The organism is Streptomyces sp. NPDC015139 (assembly GCF_043079785.1).
In the GTDB taxonomy this organism is placed as follows: domain Bacteria; phylum Actinomycetota; class Actinomycetes; order Streptomycetales; family Streptomycetaceae; genus Streptomyces; species Streptomyces albidocamelliae.
Genome location: NZ_JBIBUW010000013.1, coordinates 169,814 through 183,619 on the forward strand (window position 1 = coordinate 169,814; position 13,806 = coordinate 183,619).

Annotated in this window: 16 protein-coding genes; 7 read left to right on the forward strand and 9 right to left on the reverse strand. The window is 70.7% G+C overall.

The genetic code is table 11. The features are described from left to right. Window positions 1-535 precede the first annotated feature (535 nt). Complete coding sequence (locus ACF08B_RS30615; RefSeq protein WP_392320387.1) at window positions 536-721, forward strand: hypothetical protein; 186 nt, start codon at window positions 536-538, stop codon at window positions 719-721. Between the two features lie 150 nt (window positions 722-871). Here the strand turns inward: ACF08B_RS30615 and ACF08B_RS30620 are convergent, their stop codons facing one another. Then, window positions 872-1,450, reverse strand: a complete 579-nt coding sequence (locus tag ACF08B_RS30620) for a Type-2Aa cytolytic delta-endotoxin (RefSeq protein ID WP_392320388.1) — start codon at window positions 1,448-1,450, stop codon at window positions 872-874. 315 nt (window positions 1,451-1,765) lie between these two features. Between ACF08B_RS30620 and ACF08B_RS30625 the strand changes: the two genes are divergently transcribed. Then, window positions 1,766-2,248 carry a GNAT family N-acetyltransferase gene (locus ACF08B_RS30625; protein WP_392320389.1) on the forward strand — a complete coding sequence of 161 codons (483 nt, stop codon included), beginning with the start codon at window positions 1,766-1,768 and terminating at the stop codon, window positions 2,246-2,248. A 47-nt stretch (window positions 2,249-2,295) separates the two neighbouring features. Here ACF08B_RS30625 and ACF08B_RS30630 read toward each other — a convergent pair whose 3' ends face one another. The 5 genes from ACF08B_RS30630 to ACF08B_RS30650 form a co-directional block, all read right to left on the reverse strand. Beyond that, window positions 2,296-2,736 carry a VOC family protein gene (locus ACF08B_RS30630; protein WP_392320390.1) on the reverse strand — a complete coding sequence of 147 codons (441 nt, stop codon included), beginning with the start codon at window positions 2,734-2,736 and terminating at the stop codon, window positions 2,296-2,298. A 134-nt stretch (window positions 2,737-2,870) separates the two neighbouring features. Further along, window positions 2,871-3,275, reverse strand: a complete 405-nt coding sequence (locus tag ACF08B_RS30635; RefSeq protein ID WP_392320391.1) for a hypothetical protein — start codon at window positions 3,273-3,275, stop codon at window positions 2,871-2,873. 148 nt (window positions 3,276-3,423) lie between these two features. After that, on the reverse strand, window positions 3,424-4,695 hold the full coding sequence (locus ACF08B_RS30640) for an ankyrin repeat domain-containing protein (RefSeq protein ID WP_392320392.1): 1,272 nt from the start codon (window positions 4,693-4,695) through the stop codon (window positions 3,424-3,426). Window positions 4,696-4,865: 170 nt separating this feature from the next. Beyond that, window positions 4,866-6,143 carry an MFS transporter gene (locus ACF08B_RS30645; protein ID WP_392320393.1) on the reverse strand — a complete coding sequence of 426 codons (1,278 nt, stop codon included), beginning with the start codon at window positions 6,141-6,143 and terminating at the stop codon, window positions 4,866-4,868. An 80-nt stretch (window positions 6,144-6,223) separates the two neighbouring features. Continuing rightward, complete coding sequence (locus ACF08B_RS30650; protein WP_392320394.1) at window positions 6,224-6,580, reverse strand: hypothetical protein; 357 nt, start codon at window positions 6,578-6,580, stop codon at window positions 6,224-6,226. A 269-nt stretch (window positions 6,581-6,849) separates the two neighbouring features. Between ACF08B_RS30650 and ACF08B_RS30655 the strand changes: the two genes are divergently transcribed. The 3 genes from ACF08B_RS30655 to ACF08B_RS30665 all read left to right on the forward strand — a co-directional run bounded on the left by ACF08B_RS30655 (window position 6,850) and on the right by ACF08B_RS30665 (window position 9,222). Continuing rightward, window positions 6,850-7,470 (forward strand): isochorismatase family cysteine hydrolase, encoded by a 621-nt coding sequence (locus ACF08B_RS30655; RefSeq protein WP_392320395.1) that lies wholly within the window; start codon window positions 6,850-6,852, stop codon window positions 7,468-7,470. 267 nt (window positions 7,471-7,737) lie between these two features. Next, on the forward strand, window positions 7,738-8,748 hold the full coding sequence (locus ACF08B_RS30660) for an aldo/keto reductase (protein WP_392320396.1): 1,011 nt from the start codon (window positions 7,738-7,740) through the stop codon (window positions 8,746-8,748). A 54-nt stretch (window positions 8,749-8,802) separates the two neighbouring features. Continuing rightward, window positions 8,803-9,222, forward strand: coding sequence for an SRPBCC family protein (locus ACF08B_RS30665; RefSeq protein WP_392320397.1), 420 nt, complete (start codon window positions 8,803-8,805; stop codon window positions 9,220-9,222). Between the two features lie 89 nt (window positions 9,223-9,311). On the opposite strand, the gene ACF08B_RS30670 is transcribed toward ACF08B_RS30665, so the two are convergent. Beyond that, window positions 9,312-10,388: a fatty acid desaturase family protein gene (locus ACF08B_RS30670; RefSeq protein ID WP_392320398.1), complete on the reverse strand. Its 1,077-nt coding sequence runs from the start codon at window positions 10,386-10,388 to the stop codon at window positions 9,312-9,314. A 234-nt stretch (window positions 10,389-10,622) separates the two neighbouring features. On the opposite strand from ACF08B_RS30670, the gene ACF08B_RS30675 reads away from it, so the two are divergent. After that, the gene (locus tag ACF08B_RS30675; protein WP_392320399.1) at window positions 10,623-10,835 is read left to right on the forward strand and encodes a helix-turn-helix domain-containing protein; all 213 of its coding nucleotides are present in this window, start codon (window positions 10,623-10,625) and stop codon (window positions 10,833-10,835) included. A 21-nt stretch (window positions 10,836-10,856) separates the two neighbouring features. Here ACF08B_RS30675 and ACF08B_RS30680 read toward each other — a convergent pair whose 3' ends face one another. Together ACF08B_RS30680 and ACF08B_RS30685 are read right to left on the reverse strand one after the other, a co-directional pair. Further along, entirely contained in the window at window positions 10,857-11,132 is a 276-nt protein-coding gene (locus tag ACF08B_RS30680; protein ID WP_392320400.1) for an alpha-amylase, read from the reverse strand. 805 nt (window positions 11,133-11,937) lie between these two features. Next, the gene (locus tag ACF08B_RS30685; RefSeq protein WP_392320401.1) at window positions 11,938-12,708 is read right to left on the reverse strand and encodes a hypothetical protein; all 771 of its coding nucleotides are present in this window, start codon (window positions 12,706-12,708) and stop codon (window positions 11,938-11,940) included. 198 nt (window positions 12,709-12,906) lie between these two features. Between ACF08B_RS30685 and ACF08B_RS30690 the strand changes: the two genes are divergently transcribed. After that, a complete protein-coding gene (locus ACF08B_RS30690) occupies window positions 12,907-13,737 on the forward strand; it encodes a helix-turn-helix transcriptional regulator (RefSeq protein ID WP_392320402.1) in 831 nt (276 codons plus the stop codon). Window positions 13,738-13,806 lie beyond the last annotated feature (69 nt).

Below are 13,806 nucleotides of genomic sequence, written 5' to 3' on the forward strand. Positions count from 1 at the left end.
CCGGACACAGCCCGGCCCGACGCGGGTACGCCCGTCGCGGTCCGCAGTCGTCCCCGGCCGCCCGGGGCGTCTCCCGTCAGCCGGCGGTCATCGGCACTCCCGTGGCGCCGTACCGGAACCTCACCGCCGCCCCCGGGCCCGGCAGGGACCTGATCCGCGTGGCGGAAGGACGGGCTCCCGGTCTCCATACCGTCATGGTCCCCCACGCCCGGCAGCCGGGCCTGCCGTGACATCTCCCGGCCGCCGGCCCCGGTGCGGCTGTGCCGGCGGTGGAGCCCGGTGGGCCCGGGCGAGCGGCGGTCGGGCCGCGCGCCCGTGGCGGCCCGCACGGCAGGGCTCGGCGACGGTCCTGGGGCCGTCGGTCCTCGGGCTGCCGCCCGGGCCCCCGGCTCCCCCCGTCGGCCCCGCCGTCCCGACGACAGCGCGTCCCCCCGTACGGTCCCCCGGTCGGCTGACCGGAGGCGCCTGGGCACACGGCCAGACTGTCGGTAGTCCCACTTCCGCCCCCCACCGCACCTGGGAAGGATCACCCACCATGACGGCTCAGTACGCTCCCGCTCCGGGCCGGAACGGGTTCACGATCCAGCAGATCGCCGACCGGTTCGAGGTCTACAGCCCCAACGGGGAATTCTCCGGGGAGTACCTTCTCCGGTCCTCGGCGGAACAACGGGTGACCGTTCTCGCCCAGCGTGCCTCGTACTTCGGCCGGACCGGCCGGTGACACGGCGGCGTCCGCCGCCCATCAGGTTCCATGTCTTTGTCCTGGGCCACGCTTTCCTGCCGCCGGACGCGGGCGCACGCACGGTCAGGTGCCTCAGCGGTACGCACATCCGCGGCCCGGGACGGCGGGCCGTGCGGTGTGCGGAACCGTTCAGGCCGGGTTCGCGAGCTTCTGGCGCACGACGATCGCGTTGAGCCGTACCGCGAACGGTGCGGTGTCGGTGAGGCCCAGTGTGCCGACACGGGTCTTCTCCAGGCCGACGGTGACATCGGTGCAGAAGGCGACGCCGTACAGGTATGCGCCGGCTTCCTCGTCCTGGAGCGCGAAGAACAGGTCACGGTAGTAACTCGTGTGGTCCGGCTCCTGTTCGTAGTAGGCCAGACCCGGTTCTCCCTCCTGAGCGGCGAGGTCGGTGAAGGCGTCCACGAGGCCCCGCTCGACGGTGTCCCAGAACGAGGCCTTCGCCGCCTCGGGCGGGAGAGCCTGACGGACCGCCTCCTTCAGGGAGAGCGCCATGACCAGGATCGGCGCCTCCTCCCTGAGCCCCCAGCCGCGGACCATCTTGACGATGTCGCTGTCCGGGAGCGCGGCGGCCGCATCCCGGATATGACCGAAGTCGTAGTTGACCGTGGCCGGCGCGATCGCCTCCTGGAAGGCACGCCCCAGCGCCTCTGCTTGGGAGCGATGCGCCTCTCCCACCTCGGTGACCGTCCTGAAACAGGCTGCCAACTCCGCCTCCTTCAACATTTTGTTGCATCAGTGAGGGCGTCAGTATGCCCTAGGGGTGCTCAACCTTGCGGCGTCCCTCGCCGGAGCCGTGGAGGGCCGCAGCTGCGCGTGGGCCTTTATCAGGGGTTTCGCCGCCCATGGGGACGGTGCGGCCCTGGGAAGCTCCGACGGACGCACGCAGACCGAACTCGACGCCGCCGGCTCAACGACCAGCGCTGACGAAGCGCGAGGTGCCCGCGGGTCGGCTGCTCACCGAGGACCGACCGATTCCTGGATGAGCGCTGCCGTAGGTCGCACGGCGGATAGTCTCCGCCCATGGACGTCCGTGTGGAGATCGCCCGTGAAGCAGGTCAGGAACTGGTGGACGCCTTCGGCCGGCTGCTGCCGCAGTTGTCGTCGAGAGCCGAGCCGCTCGACCACGAGGCGGTCGAGCGGATGGTCACCGGCGACGCCAACACCGTGCTCGTCGCCCGCTCGGCCGACGGCATCGTCGGCACCCTGACTCTCGCCCTCCTGCCCCTGCCCTCAGGTCTGCGGGGCCGGATCGAAGACGTGGTCGTCGACAGTGCGGCACGAGGGCAGGGCATCGCGGGCCTTCTCATCCAGGAGGCCTTGCGGATCGCCGAGAAGGCCGGCGCCCGCACGGTGGACCTCACCTCACGGCCGGATCGCGAGGCCGCGAACCGGCTGTATGAGCGCCTGGGCTTCCACGCGAGGCACTCCACCGTCTACCGCGTGGAGGGCTTTCCGGCAGACCCTGCCGGCAAGCCCCTGCCGGCTCCGGCCATCAGCCCCTGAGCACAGCCGCGGTGTTGAGCCGACATGCTCCGCGTGGCGGATCCGCGTCAGCCGATCTGTTCGGCCAGGGCGACGATGATGCCTGCGGGGCCGCGCAGGTAGCAGAGCCGGAAGATGTTCTCGTACCGCGCCACCTCGCCGAGGAGTTCGGCACCGTGGGGGCGCAGGCGGGCGATGGTGTCGTCGATGTCGTCGACGGCGAACATGACGCGATGCAGGCCCAGGGTGTTGGGCGGAGGGTTCCGCGGTTCGGCGTCGGACACCGCCGGGGTGTGGTACTTGGTCAGCTCCAGCTTGCTGTGGCCGTCCGGGGTCCGCATCATCGCGATGTCGCTGCGCACGCCGTCGAGTCCGACGGTGCGGTCCGCGTAAAGGCCTTCGATCTGTGCCCGGCCTTCCAGCTCCATGCCGAGGTCGGTGAAGAAGGCGACGGCCGCGTCCAGATCGTCGACGACGATGGCGACGTTGTCCATCCGCTGAATAGTCATGGCTCGGAGCCTAGTTAGTCCCGGTCGAGACGAGTGCCGTCCCTCCAGGGCATGTCGCGCCGCACCGCACCGGCCCACGCGGAGCCGGCACCCACGGAAGTCGTCCTCCGCGAGGTGCCGGCCCGTTCTGGCACTCAGCCCTGCGTACCTCCCTGGGTGTTCCCGTTTCCGGAGCCCTGGGTGCCGCCCTGCGTGTTGCCGCCCTTCGACCAGTCGCCGGACCTGGAGCCGTCGTGGTCCGAGTCGTGGTGCCGCGAGCTGTTGTCGTACGAGCTGTCGTGCCAGGAGCCGTGGTGATCGGAGTTGTCGTACCTCCACGAGTTGTCGGACCACGAGCTGTCCCGGTGGTGCTGGCAGTACGGGTGATGCCAGTGGTGCTGCCGGTAATGATGATGGTCGCTGCTGCTGGAGTACGCGGCCGGCTGCTGCTTCACCATCGGCGCCGCCTCGGCGCCGGCCACTCCGAAGGCTCCCGCCGCCAGTGCGGCGATGCAGGAGATACCGGCGATGCGGGCCATATGACGTCGGGCGTTGAGCATGAGGAGACCTCGTCCTTCTCGAGTACGGGATGGGTGAACCTGCTCATCCATTCCAGCCTCGGCGGCCCCCGCTGTACGTCCCCCGGCCGGAGGAACGACCGGTCGACAGGGCGGTCGACCGGGCGGAGAGGCGACTCGCCCGGACGGGTCATCGGCCGTCCCGACGCCATTCGTAGCGCCATGCCGCGCCGAGGTACGTCTCCTCCTCCGGGTGGCCCGGGCGCGGCGGGCCGAGACGACCGGCCCCCGGCACGCAGCGGTCGTCGTCGACGAGGGCGAGCCCGTACACGGCGATGACCTGCATCCGGCGGTCGGTGTCGTCCAGCAGCGCGGCCAGGACGTCGGCGAGGGCGGGGTCCCTGCCGTCGGCCACGGTGAGGCAGGCGCGCTGCCGCACCTCTGGTTCCGGATCGTTCAGCAGTCGGAGCAGCGCCTCGCGCGCGGGGCCGGAGAACGCGGGCGGCGAGGACGCCGCGCAGAGCCCGTGGGCCGCCGCCCGGCGTACTCGGGCCTCGCGATGGCCGATGTGGGGCAGGATCGCCGCCTCCGCGCGGCGGCCCGGGTGTTCACCGAGGGCGACCAGCACCTCGGAGAGCACCGAGGCGTCCGGTTCCCCAGCCGCCCAGTCGGTGAAGATGTCCAGCGCGGGGCCGGCGAACGGATCCTCCTCGCTCCAGTCGAAGAGGTGGGTCAGCCGCAGCACATGGGCTCCGAACAACCTACGGCGGGGATCGTCATGTGCGCGCAACGCCGCGGCAGACGCCCAGGTCGTTCCGTCGCACCGGTTGCCCAGCAGGATGGCGGAACTCCCCCACGCGGTGTGGTCCAGATCGGGGTGGGCCAACGCGCGGTCCATCAGGATCTCGAACGGGGCGCGGATGCCGAGCAGTTCCTCCAGTCGTGTGAGGATCGCCGCGTGCCCGTCCCGCACGGTCGTCCCGCCGAGGGAGCACTCGTCGACGCTGTTGAACTCGTCGTCCCGGACCCGGGTACGGGCCACGGTTCCCTCGGCCCCGGTGCGGCGGCGCAGTTCGGCTTCGACCCCGGTCTCGTGCCACCGACGCGCCAGGTCCCGCAGGTCCAGAAGCTCGGACCTGGGGTGACGTCCGCGCATCCTTTCCTCCAGGAGCACATCGAGGAGCGCCGGTGATCCCCAGTCGACCGCCGCGCGCAGCGGGAGCGGGCCCTCCGGGCCGTGCTGCCCGGGATCGGCGCCCCGGTCGAGCAGCAGTCGGGCGACGGCCGCGGAACGCGCGCCGACGGCCAGCCACAAGGCGGGTGTTCCGTGGGCGTCGCGGGCGTCGGGATCGCTGCCGTCGTCGAGAAGCCTCGTCACCAGATCGATGTCCCCGGCCCGGACCGCCGTGACGAGAGGCGGCTCGCCGTCCACCGCGTCGCCCGTCGTCGTGTCCGCACCCATGGCTCTCCTCCGTCGTCAATTCCCTCTCGGCTCGCGAAGTCCGGAGCCGCGCCGGTCGACGGGCGGTACGTGCCCGGCGGCGTCCTTGGCGCAGGCCCTGTTCCCGTGTATCCCGCCCGGCAGTTGGGGGGTTGGTCCGGCTGCCCGGGTGGTGCCGCGGACTGCGGCCGCTACGCCTGCTCGACCTCGCGTTGATCGCTCAGGGCGCTCGGCTGATCCTCTCGCGTGCGGCGATTGATGCCGTACACGTCCCGGACACAGAGGTTGAGGACGGCGGCAGCGGCGATCATGCCGGCACAGGCCAGCAGCACCACCTGACTGCTGGACGACTGGGCCGCGAGGGCGGTGATGAGGTACCCGAGGGGAATGGCGAGGCGTTCCCCGACACCGTTGAAGGCGCTCATGCGCCCTTGTTCCGCCTGCGGCACGTGCTGTTGGAACGCGGTGGTCCAGGCGACGATCGCGACATCGAGCCCGATACCCGCCAGCAAGGCGGCCACCAGCACCAGGGGCAACGGCAGGCCGCCGGCCATGGCCGCCAACGGGAGCGCGAGGGCACCGCTCGTGGCGATCGCGACCGCGAGCAGGCGGTACGGCTTCCAGCGCAGGCAGACAACGGTTCCCGCCAGTAGTCCGCAGGAGAAGGCCGCCTGGATCAGGCCCCAGTCGCGCGGTCCGGCGTACCGCTGGGCGGCGACAAGGGGGCCCAGAAGCTGGAAGCCGGCCAACCAGGCCGCGACGAGGACCGTGCCCGCGGCCGTGTAGGTCCACAGCCAGGTGCGGGACCAGAAGCCCGTCCACCCCGCCCGCAGGTCGGCCAGGACGCCGGCGGCCGCGCCGGGCGGGACCTCCAGGCGCAGACCGAGAAGCAGGACGGCGGCGACGGCGAACGTGAACGCGTCCCACGCCAGCGCCCATGCGGCGCCACTCGCGGCGACGACCAGTCCGCCGACGACCGGTCCCAGTACCTTGACCGCGTTGCTCGGGAGCCTGAGCAACGCGTTGGCCTGTTGCAGATGCTCCTCGGGAACGATCTGCCCGACGGCACCCTGCGTGGCCGGGACGATGAACGACGCCGCCGTTCCCGAGACGAACCCACAAGCCGCGATCGACGCCGTCGTCGCGTGCCCCGTGGCCACGGTGACGGCCAGAGCGCCCTGCGCGCCCGCCGCCAGCAGGTTGCCGAGGAAGAGGATCCGGCTTCGGGACAGGCGGTCCGCGAAGAGGCCGCCCACGAGCAGGAACGCGATCGTGGGAACGGTGTTCGTGGCAAGGACGAGACCGAGGGAGCCGGCCCCTCCGCCCTGCTCGATGACGGAGTAGGCCAGCGCGAGCGGGGCCATCGCCGACCCTGCCGCCGAGATGAGGTTCGCCGACACGAACCGCCGGAAAGCCGCTGTCTTCAACGGCGTACGGATGACCTGCGGCTTCTCGGCGACAGACTTCATGGTCCCCCTTGGACTCGGCGCAGCGAGCACCCTAGTGCAGTCCCGCGGGACGCCCGGCGCCAGGTCAGGCTGGGGACGGGTCAGGACGAGAGGATGACCCTACGGCCGCTGTCGCTCGAGTCGACGCATTCCTGATAGGGGTTGGGGTCTCCCTGCCGCTCCTGGCACTTCCACGTGGCTCCGCCCGCGCGGACCGTGCCGGGCCCCTTGGGCGTGCCGGCCGCGGCCTTGGTGTAGGCGCTCGCCACTTCCAGGGCGGCGGCGCAGGCGTCGGGGCGGTCGCCCCAAACGGCCAGGCCGGAGACCGGGTCCGTGCCGCAGAACCTGCTCGCTCCCGGGGCGGCCCGCGGGCCGTCGAGCGACTGGGCCGGGGATCCGGCGCAGAGCACGGCTGCCGCGACCAGGGTCGCGGCCGTTCCTGTCATGATCTTGCGCATCGCACACCTCGTCGGCAGTGATGACGGAGGGCGCAGGGATTCCTGTCCCCGGTGAGAAGTCGTCATCCGTTCTCCTCGTCGATATACCACCAACGCCCCCGAGAATCCCACTCCACGCGTAGTACCGCATTCGTGCCGCTTCGCGCGGATACGGACCACTATTGATCAAGAAGCACGGGCGGGTGCCGGCCGGTCGGCGAGCCTCGGGGCAGGGTTGCCTGCGGGGGCCGATGGTGGAGCACTACACACTCCCCCGGAAGGCGGTCACCATGACGGACCGTTACGACAGCGGCCGCACAGCGGTCCTCCTGGTGGACCCCTACAACGACTTCCTCTCCGAAGGGGGCAAGTTGTGGCCGCGCCTGGCTCCGGTGGCCAGCGAAGTGGGCCTGTTGCACAACCTGCGCGCGGTCGTCCACGCCGCACGCACGGCCGGCCTGGTGGTGGCGTTCGTTCCGCACCGGCGCCACGAGGAGGGCGACTACGTCGGCTGGGACCACCCGAATCCCAGCCAGCACAAGACGCGGCGCCTGCGGCTCTTCGCCCGCGGCAGCTGGGGAGGCGAGTTCCACCCGGACTTCCGGCCGCAGCTGGGGGACCTGCGCATCGCGGAGCACTGGGCGCAGAGCGGCTTCGCCAACACCGACCTGGACTGCCAGCTCAAGCAGCGCGGCGTCACGCACGTGATCCTGATCGGACTGCTCGCCAACACCTGCATCGAGTCCACGGGCCGCTTCGCGATGGAACTCGGCTACCACGTCACCCTCGTCACCGATGCGACCGCGGCCTTCAGCACCGACATGCTGCGCGCCGCACACGAGCTGAACGGCCCCACCTACGCCCACGCCATCGTCACCACGGCGGAACTGGTCCACACGCTGTCAGGGTGAACCGCGGGCGGAGCGATCGCCCAAGAGGCCGGCCCCGGGCCCAGGCGGTGCCCCGATCAGCTCCCGAACGCGCTGCACACCCACCGCCCACCGCCCAGGATCAGCACACCTTGCAATAGCCCGCGTATGCAAGTATTGTCATCGCACGTAAGGCGCGCCTGCAACTAATGTGGGCGCCACTCCGTGGGCCACCCGCCCCCCGGCGCCCGCTCCGTCGACGGAGCCGCCGCGCCCTGGGGTCTCCCCACACCACGCGAAGGCACAGCCATGTCACTCACCGACCTCATCCCCGGCCGCCTCGGCTTCGGCACCGCCCCGCTCGGCAACATGTTCCGCGCGATCCCCGACGACGAGGCCCGCGCCACCGTGGAAGCCGCCTGGGACCACGGCATCCGCTTCTACGACAGCGCCCCCTTCTACGGCGCCGGCCTGGCCGAGCAGCGGCTCGGCGAGGTCCTCGCCGGCAAGCCCCGTGACTCCTACGTCCTGTCCACCAAGGTCGGCCGGGTCATCCTCGACGAGCACGAGACCTCCACCCGCGACCTCGGCGAGAAGGGCGGCCTCTTCGAACACGGCAACCCCAACAAGATGGTCCACGAGTGGACGGCCGAGGCCACCGAGCGGTCCATCGAGGACAGCCTGAAGCGCCTGGGCACCGACCGGCTCGACATCGTGTGGGTCCACGACATCGCCCAGGACTTCCACGGGGACCTGTGGCTCCAGAAGTACGAGGAGGCCCGCACCGGCGCCTTCCGTGTCCTGTCCCGGCTGCGCGACGAGGGCGTCATCAAGGCCTGGGGCCTGGGCGTCAACCGCACCGAGCCCATCGAACTGACCCTCGCCCTCGACGAGCCCCGGCCCGACGGCTTCCTCCTCGCCGGCCGCTACACCCTCCTCGACCACGGTCACGCCCTCCAGCGCCTGCTTCCCATGGCGCAGGAGCAGGGCGTCGGCATGGTCGTCGGCGGCCCCTACAGTTCCGGCATCCTGGCCGGCGGCACCCACTTCGAGTACCAGCAGGCCCCGGCCGAGATCGTCGAGCGCGTCGGGCGGCTGAAGGACCTCGCCGCGCAGCACGCGGTCGGGATCAAGGCCGCCGCCCTGCAGTTCTCGCTCGCCCACCCGGCAGCGGTCGCCGTCATCCCCGGCGCCACGCGTCCGAGCCGTATCGCCGAGGACACCGCCGCCCTCGACGAGCACATCCCCACCGCGTTCTGGGCCGACCTCCGCGCCGCCGGCCTGGTCAGCCCGGCCGCGCCGCTTCCCCACGGCGCCTGACCCCTCCTCTCCTCCCCCACCCGGACACACCGCACGACCCTCAGGAGCACGACCATGGCCTCCACATCCGTCAGCCGCGTCCTGCCCGCCTCCCCCCAGCAGGTCTGGGACCTCATAGGCGGATTCGGCGCCCTCCCCGACTGGCTCCCGTACATCCCCGAGAGCACCCCGCTGGAAGGCGGCCGGGTCCGCCGCCTGACCAACCCCGACGGCGACGTGATCACCGAGCGCCTCATGGCCTACAGCGAGGCGGAGCGCTCGTACACCTACGCCATCCTCGACGCGCCCTTCCCCGTCACCGGCTACCTCTCCACGCTCCGCGTCCACCCGGTCGCCGGCCGGGACGGCGTCGCCGAGGTCCAGTGGTCCGGCCGCTTCACGCCCGACGGAGTGAGCGACGCCGAAGCGCAGGACCTCTTCGCCGGGATCTACCGTGACGGCCTAGAAGCTCTCCGGCAGACCCTCAGCACCTGACACCACGGCCATGCGAACCGGCGATCCCGCAGCCCGGACACCGTCACGCGTGCCCAGGCTGCGGCATGTCCCGGCCTGCTCCCGAGGGGTCACCGTGCCCTGCGCTGCCGCCTGATCGGCTCACCCACCCGGTGCAGATGGGTCAGGGCCTCACGGTAGGAGCGGATCAGTCCGGTCTCGTGGTAGGCCACCCCGATCTCCGCGCAGTACTGCCGCACGATGGTCCGGGCGCGCCGCAGGTGGGGTGTGGGCATGCTCGGGAACAGGTGGTGCTCGATCTGGTGGTTGAGGCCGCCGAGCATCACGTCGGTCAACCAGCCGCCCCGCACGTTCCGGGAAGTGAGGACCTGGCGCCGCAGGAAGTCGGGCCGCTCGTCACCGGTGAAGGTGGGCATGCCCTTGTGGTTCGGGGCGAAGGTGCAGCCGAGGTACACACCGAACAGGCACTGGTTCAGCGCCAGGAACGCGATCGCCTTGCCCGGGGAGAGGACCAGGAACAGAGCGGACAGCAGACCCGCGATGTGCAGGAGGAGCAGGGTTCCCTCCAGCGTGCGCTTCTTCAGGTACGGCGCACGCAGTGCCCGCAGGCTCGACACGTGCAGGTTGAAGCCTTCGAGGGTCAGCAACGGGAAGAACAGCAGGGCCTGATGGCCGCCGATCACCCGTGCCACCCCACGGCTGGCACGCGCCTGATCCGTGGACCACACCAGGATGTCCGGGGCGACGTCCGGGTCCAGGTCCTCGTGATTGGGATTGGCGTGGTGGCGTGTGTGCTTGTTCATCCACCAGCCGTAACTCATGCCCACGCCGAGATTGCCGAACAGCCTGCCCAAGATCTCGCTGGGCCGGCGCCGCCCGAAGATCTGCCGGTGGGCCAGGTCGTGTGCGAGCAGGGCGACCTGCCCGAACACGAACGCCAGGAAGGCCGCCACCGCCAACTGCCCCCAGGTGTCGCCCAGGAGGAAGAAGGCCCCCCAGCCCGCCGCGTACAGCGCGACCACCAGGCCGATGCGGGCCGTGTAGTAACCGGGGCGCCGGCGCATCAGGCCGGCCGCGGCTATCCGCTGGGAGAGCTGGGCGAAGTCACTGCCGGTACCGGCAGAGCCCCGTTTCCCGGCGGCGGAGGCGGACGCGGGCACCACGGAGACATCAGGGGAAGTCGTCATGCCCGCAAGTCTTTCGCCGGCCTCGGCGCCCGAAGAAGCCTGCCAGCCACCCTCTGCCCCCGAGGCATCCCCCCACGGACACCGGGGGTTATCCCCCGGACCGGACGGCGGCCGGCCGTCCGAGGTCGCTGCCCGCAGGCAGCCGGTCGGACGCCCGCGCGCACCTCGGCCGCATGACAAGCGGCGAGATGGGCAACCGGTGATCACGTCTCGACGATTCGAGAGGAGATCACCATGCACAAGGGCAAGTGGATAACGGGCAGCGCCCGCAAGGACCTGGCCAAGACCTTCGCCGAGGAGTACGGCGAAGGACGGTCGATCCGCGCGATAGCCGAGGCGCACGGCCGGTCGTACGGCTTCGTGCACCGCGTCCTCACCGAATCCGGCGCGCCCCTGCGGGCACGGGGCGGCGATGCGCGTACCGGCGCCGCCAAGTCGACGCGATGACGGCCGGCTTACCCGCGCCGGTCAGCCGATGGCGCAGACGGCGAGGTGGTCCGGATGGCCGTGCAGGCCGAGGTACCCCTCGCCGACCGTGCTGAAAGCACCCGGCGGCAGCGTGGAGCACGGGCCGGTGGCACCGTCCTGGTAGACGACCATCAGCCCCAGGGTGTCCGCGCAGTCGTTGGCTGCCTGGGTGTAGCGCCAGCTTTCGTACATGGTGACGCAGGCGGGGGCCGGCTCAGGGCTTTCGGAGCGCGCCGAGGCCGGCTCCGCGAGGGCGAACGGAAGCGTCAAAGACATGATGAACCCAGCGATCCGAGCGGACCAATTCATCCATTTCTGCACCGACTTGATTCCCTTGCTCTAGACAGAAGGTAGATTCGTAGACCAAAGACGTGGGGATGAACGCCCGTCATGCGTTCAGGTCTCGAAGGAATCAGGGGACGGAGCCGGAAGCAACACGCCTGGCTCGCCTTCGGACAGGGGGACGCTTGCACCCTGGGTCCTGCTGCTGCCCTGCACCTGGGCAGCTGGACCGCATCCGCGTCCCGCACGGTCCTTCAACCATTTCAGTGCTCTCCGCCGCGCCCGCTCCGTTTCCCCAGGCAGCGCGCCTCGCTGCCGAGTGCGCTTTGGAACGGCTGCAAGCGGCACGGCGCCGCGACGCCTCACCTTCGGCCGGAAGTGGCTGGACCGTCGGTCAACGGGTAGGCGGACGCTGCGGGGCCCGACGAGAGGGCACCCCTGACGAGAGGAGTGACATGTCGGGAGTTCTCCAACGACTCAAGCAGTTCGCGAGGAGTCCGCAGGGTCAGCGCACCATCGAACAGGTGCGCCGTACCGCGGCTGACCCACGCCGCCGGGCGCAGGCCCAGAGGCTCTTCGGCAAGCTCCGCGCCCGCCGGTCGGGAATGTGACCCACACCAAACTCGCGACCGGCCGAGTCGGCGCCACGGCATGACTCCGCTCCCCCGCGCACGGCGGGCGACCGTGATGCCTGCCGTGCGACTCGTGCTCGGGCGGCGCCGGCCTGGAGACACCGGCATCCCGCCGACGAGGCCCGCCGCCCCCGCGCGCATCGTCAGGGGGCGGCGGGCCGACGGTGTCAGCCCTTGAGCTTCTCCGGATCCATGACGTCGTCGGCCGGCGGGGCCGTGACCGTCACCGGCTCGTTGAAGGCCGAGAAGTCGAACGAGCCGGGCTCCTTGCCACCCTCGACGGTCATCCTGAGCGCGTAGGGCTCGCCCTTGGCGGCTACGAGGAGGGTCTGGGTCGCGGCGCCGTCCTTCCCCGTGAGCGTCACGGCAGGCGTTCCGCCGACATCGGTGTTCGCCTTCCTGGTCAGGTGGCCGTCCTTCTCATCCTTCTCGAACATCGTGCCGATGTCACAGAAGGGGAACTTGTCGTCCGCCTTCGCGTCCTGCGCGGGCATCTTGAACCAGCGCCCCTTGAGCATCTCGACGAGGGCATCCGTCTCCTTCGAGGAGGAGCCGCCCTCGCCGCCCATCTGCTGCCAGAACTTCTCGTCGCCCTTCATGTAGGCGGCGTCGCCGACCTGACGAATCTCCGCGGACGCACCACCCGTGGTGAAAGTCCCCTGGCAGTTGCCCTTCTTGGCGACGGCGAAATCGAAGGTCATGTGCTGGCCGTCGGTGGACATGCCGCCCTTGACCTTGAACGAGTCCAGCTTCGTCATCGCCACGCGGGCCTTCTCGGATATCTGAGCCGCGGTCAGCCCCTTGAACGCCTCCGCGGTGGCGGAGCCGGCGCCGCCTGCCCCGTTGGCGTCGTCCTTCTTGTCACCACCACAGGCCGTGAGGGCCATCACCGCCGTCGCACACAGACTTGCCGCAGCCATGAGAGTTCGCTTGCTCATCTTTTGTTTCCCCTTAAACAAGACCGTCCGCTCATCGGACTCGGGGGCACCACGAAGGGATGTGACGCGCGGGGCATGATCCACATCACATCGGACCGGCTCCCGCGCCATCCAGCCGACGGTACGGGAACGGCGAGCCATGTCGGCCGGGGTGAGGACGACGGGCGGTGCCCACCGCCTCTCCGTTAGCCTGAGAGCGTGAGTGAGTTTGCGCCTGAGACCGCTCTCCGGGAGTTCCTTGGGACCCGCCGGGCGCGCCTCACGCCGGAGCAGACCGGTCTTCCCGCACACCCGGGCGCGCCCCGCTCTCCGGGCCTGCGGCGCGAGGAAGTCGCCCAGCTGGCCGGCCTGAGCGTCGACTGCTACGTCCGGCTGGAGGCCGGACGCGGCGCGGGTGTCTCCCCCTCCGTCCTGCGGGCCGTGGCTCGCGCGCTGCAACTGAGCGACACGGAGCGTGACCAGTTGTTCGCGCTGGTCGAAGGCGTTCGGCAGCGCCCCCATGCCACGGTGGAACAACAGGCCCGGCTGGGACTGGTCCGGGCGCTGGACACCATCGGCGACGTACCGGCGCTGCTGTTCGGCCATCGTCTGGACGTCCTGGCCACGAACCGTCTGGCCCGCGCCCTGTATCTCGATTTCGACGCCCGGCCGGCCGAGGAGTGGAACATGGCTCGCTACATGTTCCTCAGCGAGGCCGCCCGCGAGCTGTGTGTCGACTGGGCCGAGACGGCCCGGGAGATCGTGGGCATGCTGCGCCTGTACGCCGGCCACCATCCGCACGACCCGAAGCTCGACCAGTTGGTGAGTGATCTGTCCGCCGACGACCGGGACTTCCGCGGCTGGTGGGCCGATCCTGAGGTGTACCTGCCTCGGTACGGCGTCAAGCGGTACCGCCATCCGCTGGCAGGGGACCTGACCCTCGGATTCGAGGCGTTCACCCCCCTGGGCGATGCCGATCAGACGCTCGGTCTGTACACCGTCGAGCCCGGATCGCCGTCCGAGAAGGCCCTGCTCCTGCTCGCCGGCTGAACCGGCCTGTACGGATCTCCCCGTGGAACGACGTCCCGGCCGTGCAAGGCGCCCCGGTCCGGCGCCGAC

Excerpts from the sequence above, each read along its gene's own strand:
- ACF08B_RS30645 (WP_392320393.1), bottom strand. The coding sequence starts at position 6,143 with ATGAAGTCTGTCGCCGAGAAGCCGCAGGTCATCCGTACGCCGTTGAAG.
- ACF08B_RS30630 (WP_392320390.1), bottom strand. The coding sequence starts at position 2,736 with ATGACTATTCAGCGGATGGACAACGTCGCCATCGTCGTCGACGATCTG.
- ACF08B_RS30625 (WP_392320389.1), top strand. The coding sequence starts at position 1,766 with ATGGACGTCCGTGTGGAGATCGCCCGTGAAGCAGGTCAGGAACTGGTG.
- ACF08B_RS30640 (WP_392320392.1), bottom strand. The coding sequence starts at position 4,695 with ATGGGTGCGGACACGACGACGGGCGACGCGGTGGACGGCGAGCCGCCT.
- ACF08B_RS30670 (WP_392320398.1), bottom strand. The coding sequence starts at position 10,388 with ATGACGACTTCCCCTGATGTCTCCGTGGTGCCCGCGTCCGCCTCCGCC.
- ACF08B_RS30615 (WP_392320387.1), top strand. The coding sequence starts at position 536 with ATGACGGCTCAGTACGCTCCCGCTCCGGGCCGGAACGGGTTCACGATC.
- ACF08B_RS30675 (WP_392320399.1), top strand. The coding sequence starts at position 10,623 with ATGCACAAGGGCAAGTGGATAACGGGCAGCGCCCGCAAGGACCTGGCC.
- ACF08B_RS30660 (WP_392320396.1), top strand. The coding sequence starts at position 7,738 with ATGTCACTCACCGACCTCATCCCCGGCCGCCTCGGCTTCGGCACCGCC.
- ACF08B_RS30655 (WP_392320395.1), top strand. The coding sequence starts at position 6,850 with ATGACGGACCGTTACGACAGCGGCCGCACAGCGGTCCTCCTGGTGGAC.
- ACF08B_RS30650 (WP_392320394.1), bottom strand. The coding sequence starts at position 6,580 with ATGCGCAAGATCATGACAGGAACGGCCGCGACCCTGGTCGCGGCAGCC.
- ACF08B_RS30680 (WP_392320400.1), bottom strand. The coding sequence starts at position 11,132 with ATGTCTTTGACGCTTCCGTTCGCCCTCGCGGAGCCGGCCTCGGCGCGC.
- ACF08B_RS30685 (WP_392320401.1), bottom strand. The coding sequence starts at position 12,708 with ATGAGCAAGCGAACTCTCATGGCTGCGGCAAGTCTGTGTGCGACGGCG.
- ACF08B_RS30665 (WP_392320397.1), top strand. The coding sequence starts at position 8,803 with ATGGCCTCCACATCCGTCAGCCGCGTCCTGCCCGCCTCCCCCCAGCAG.
- ACF08B_RS30635 (WP_392320391.1), bottom strand. The coding sequence starts at position 3,275 with ATGCTCAACGCCCGACGTCATATGGCCCGCATCGCCGGTATCTCCTGC.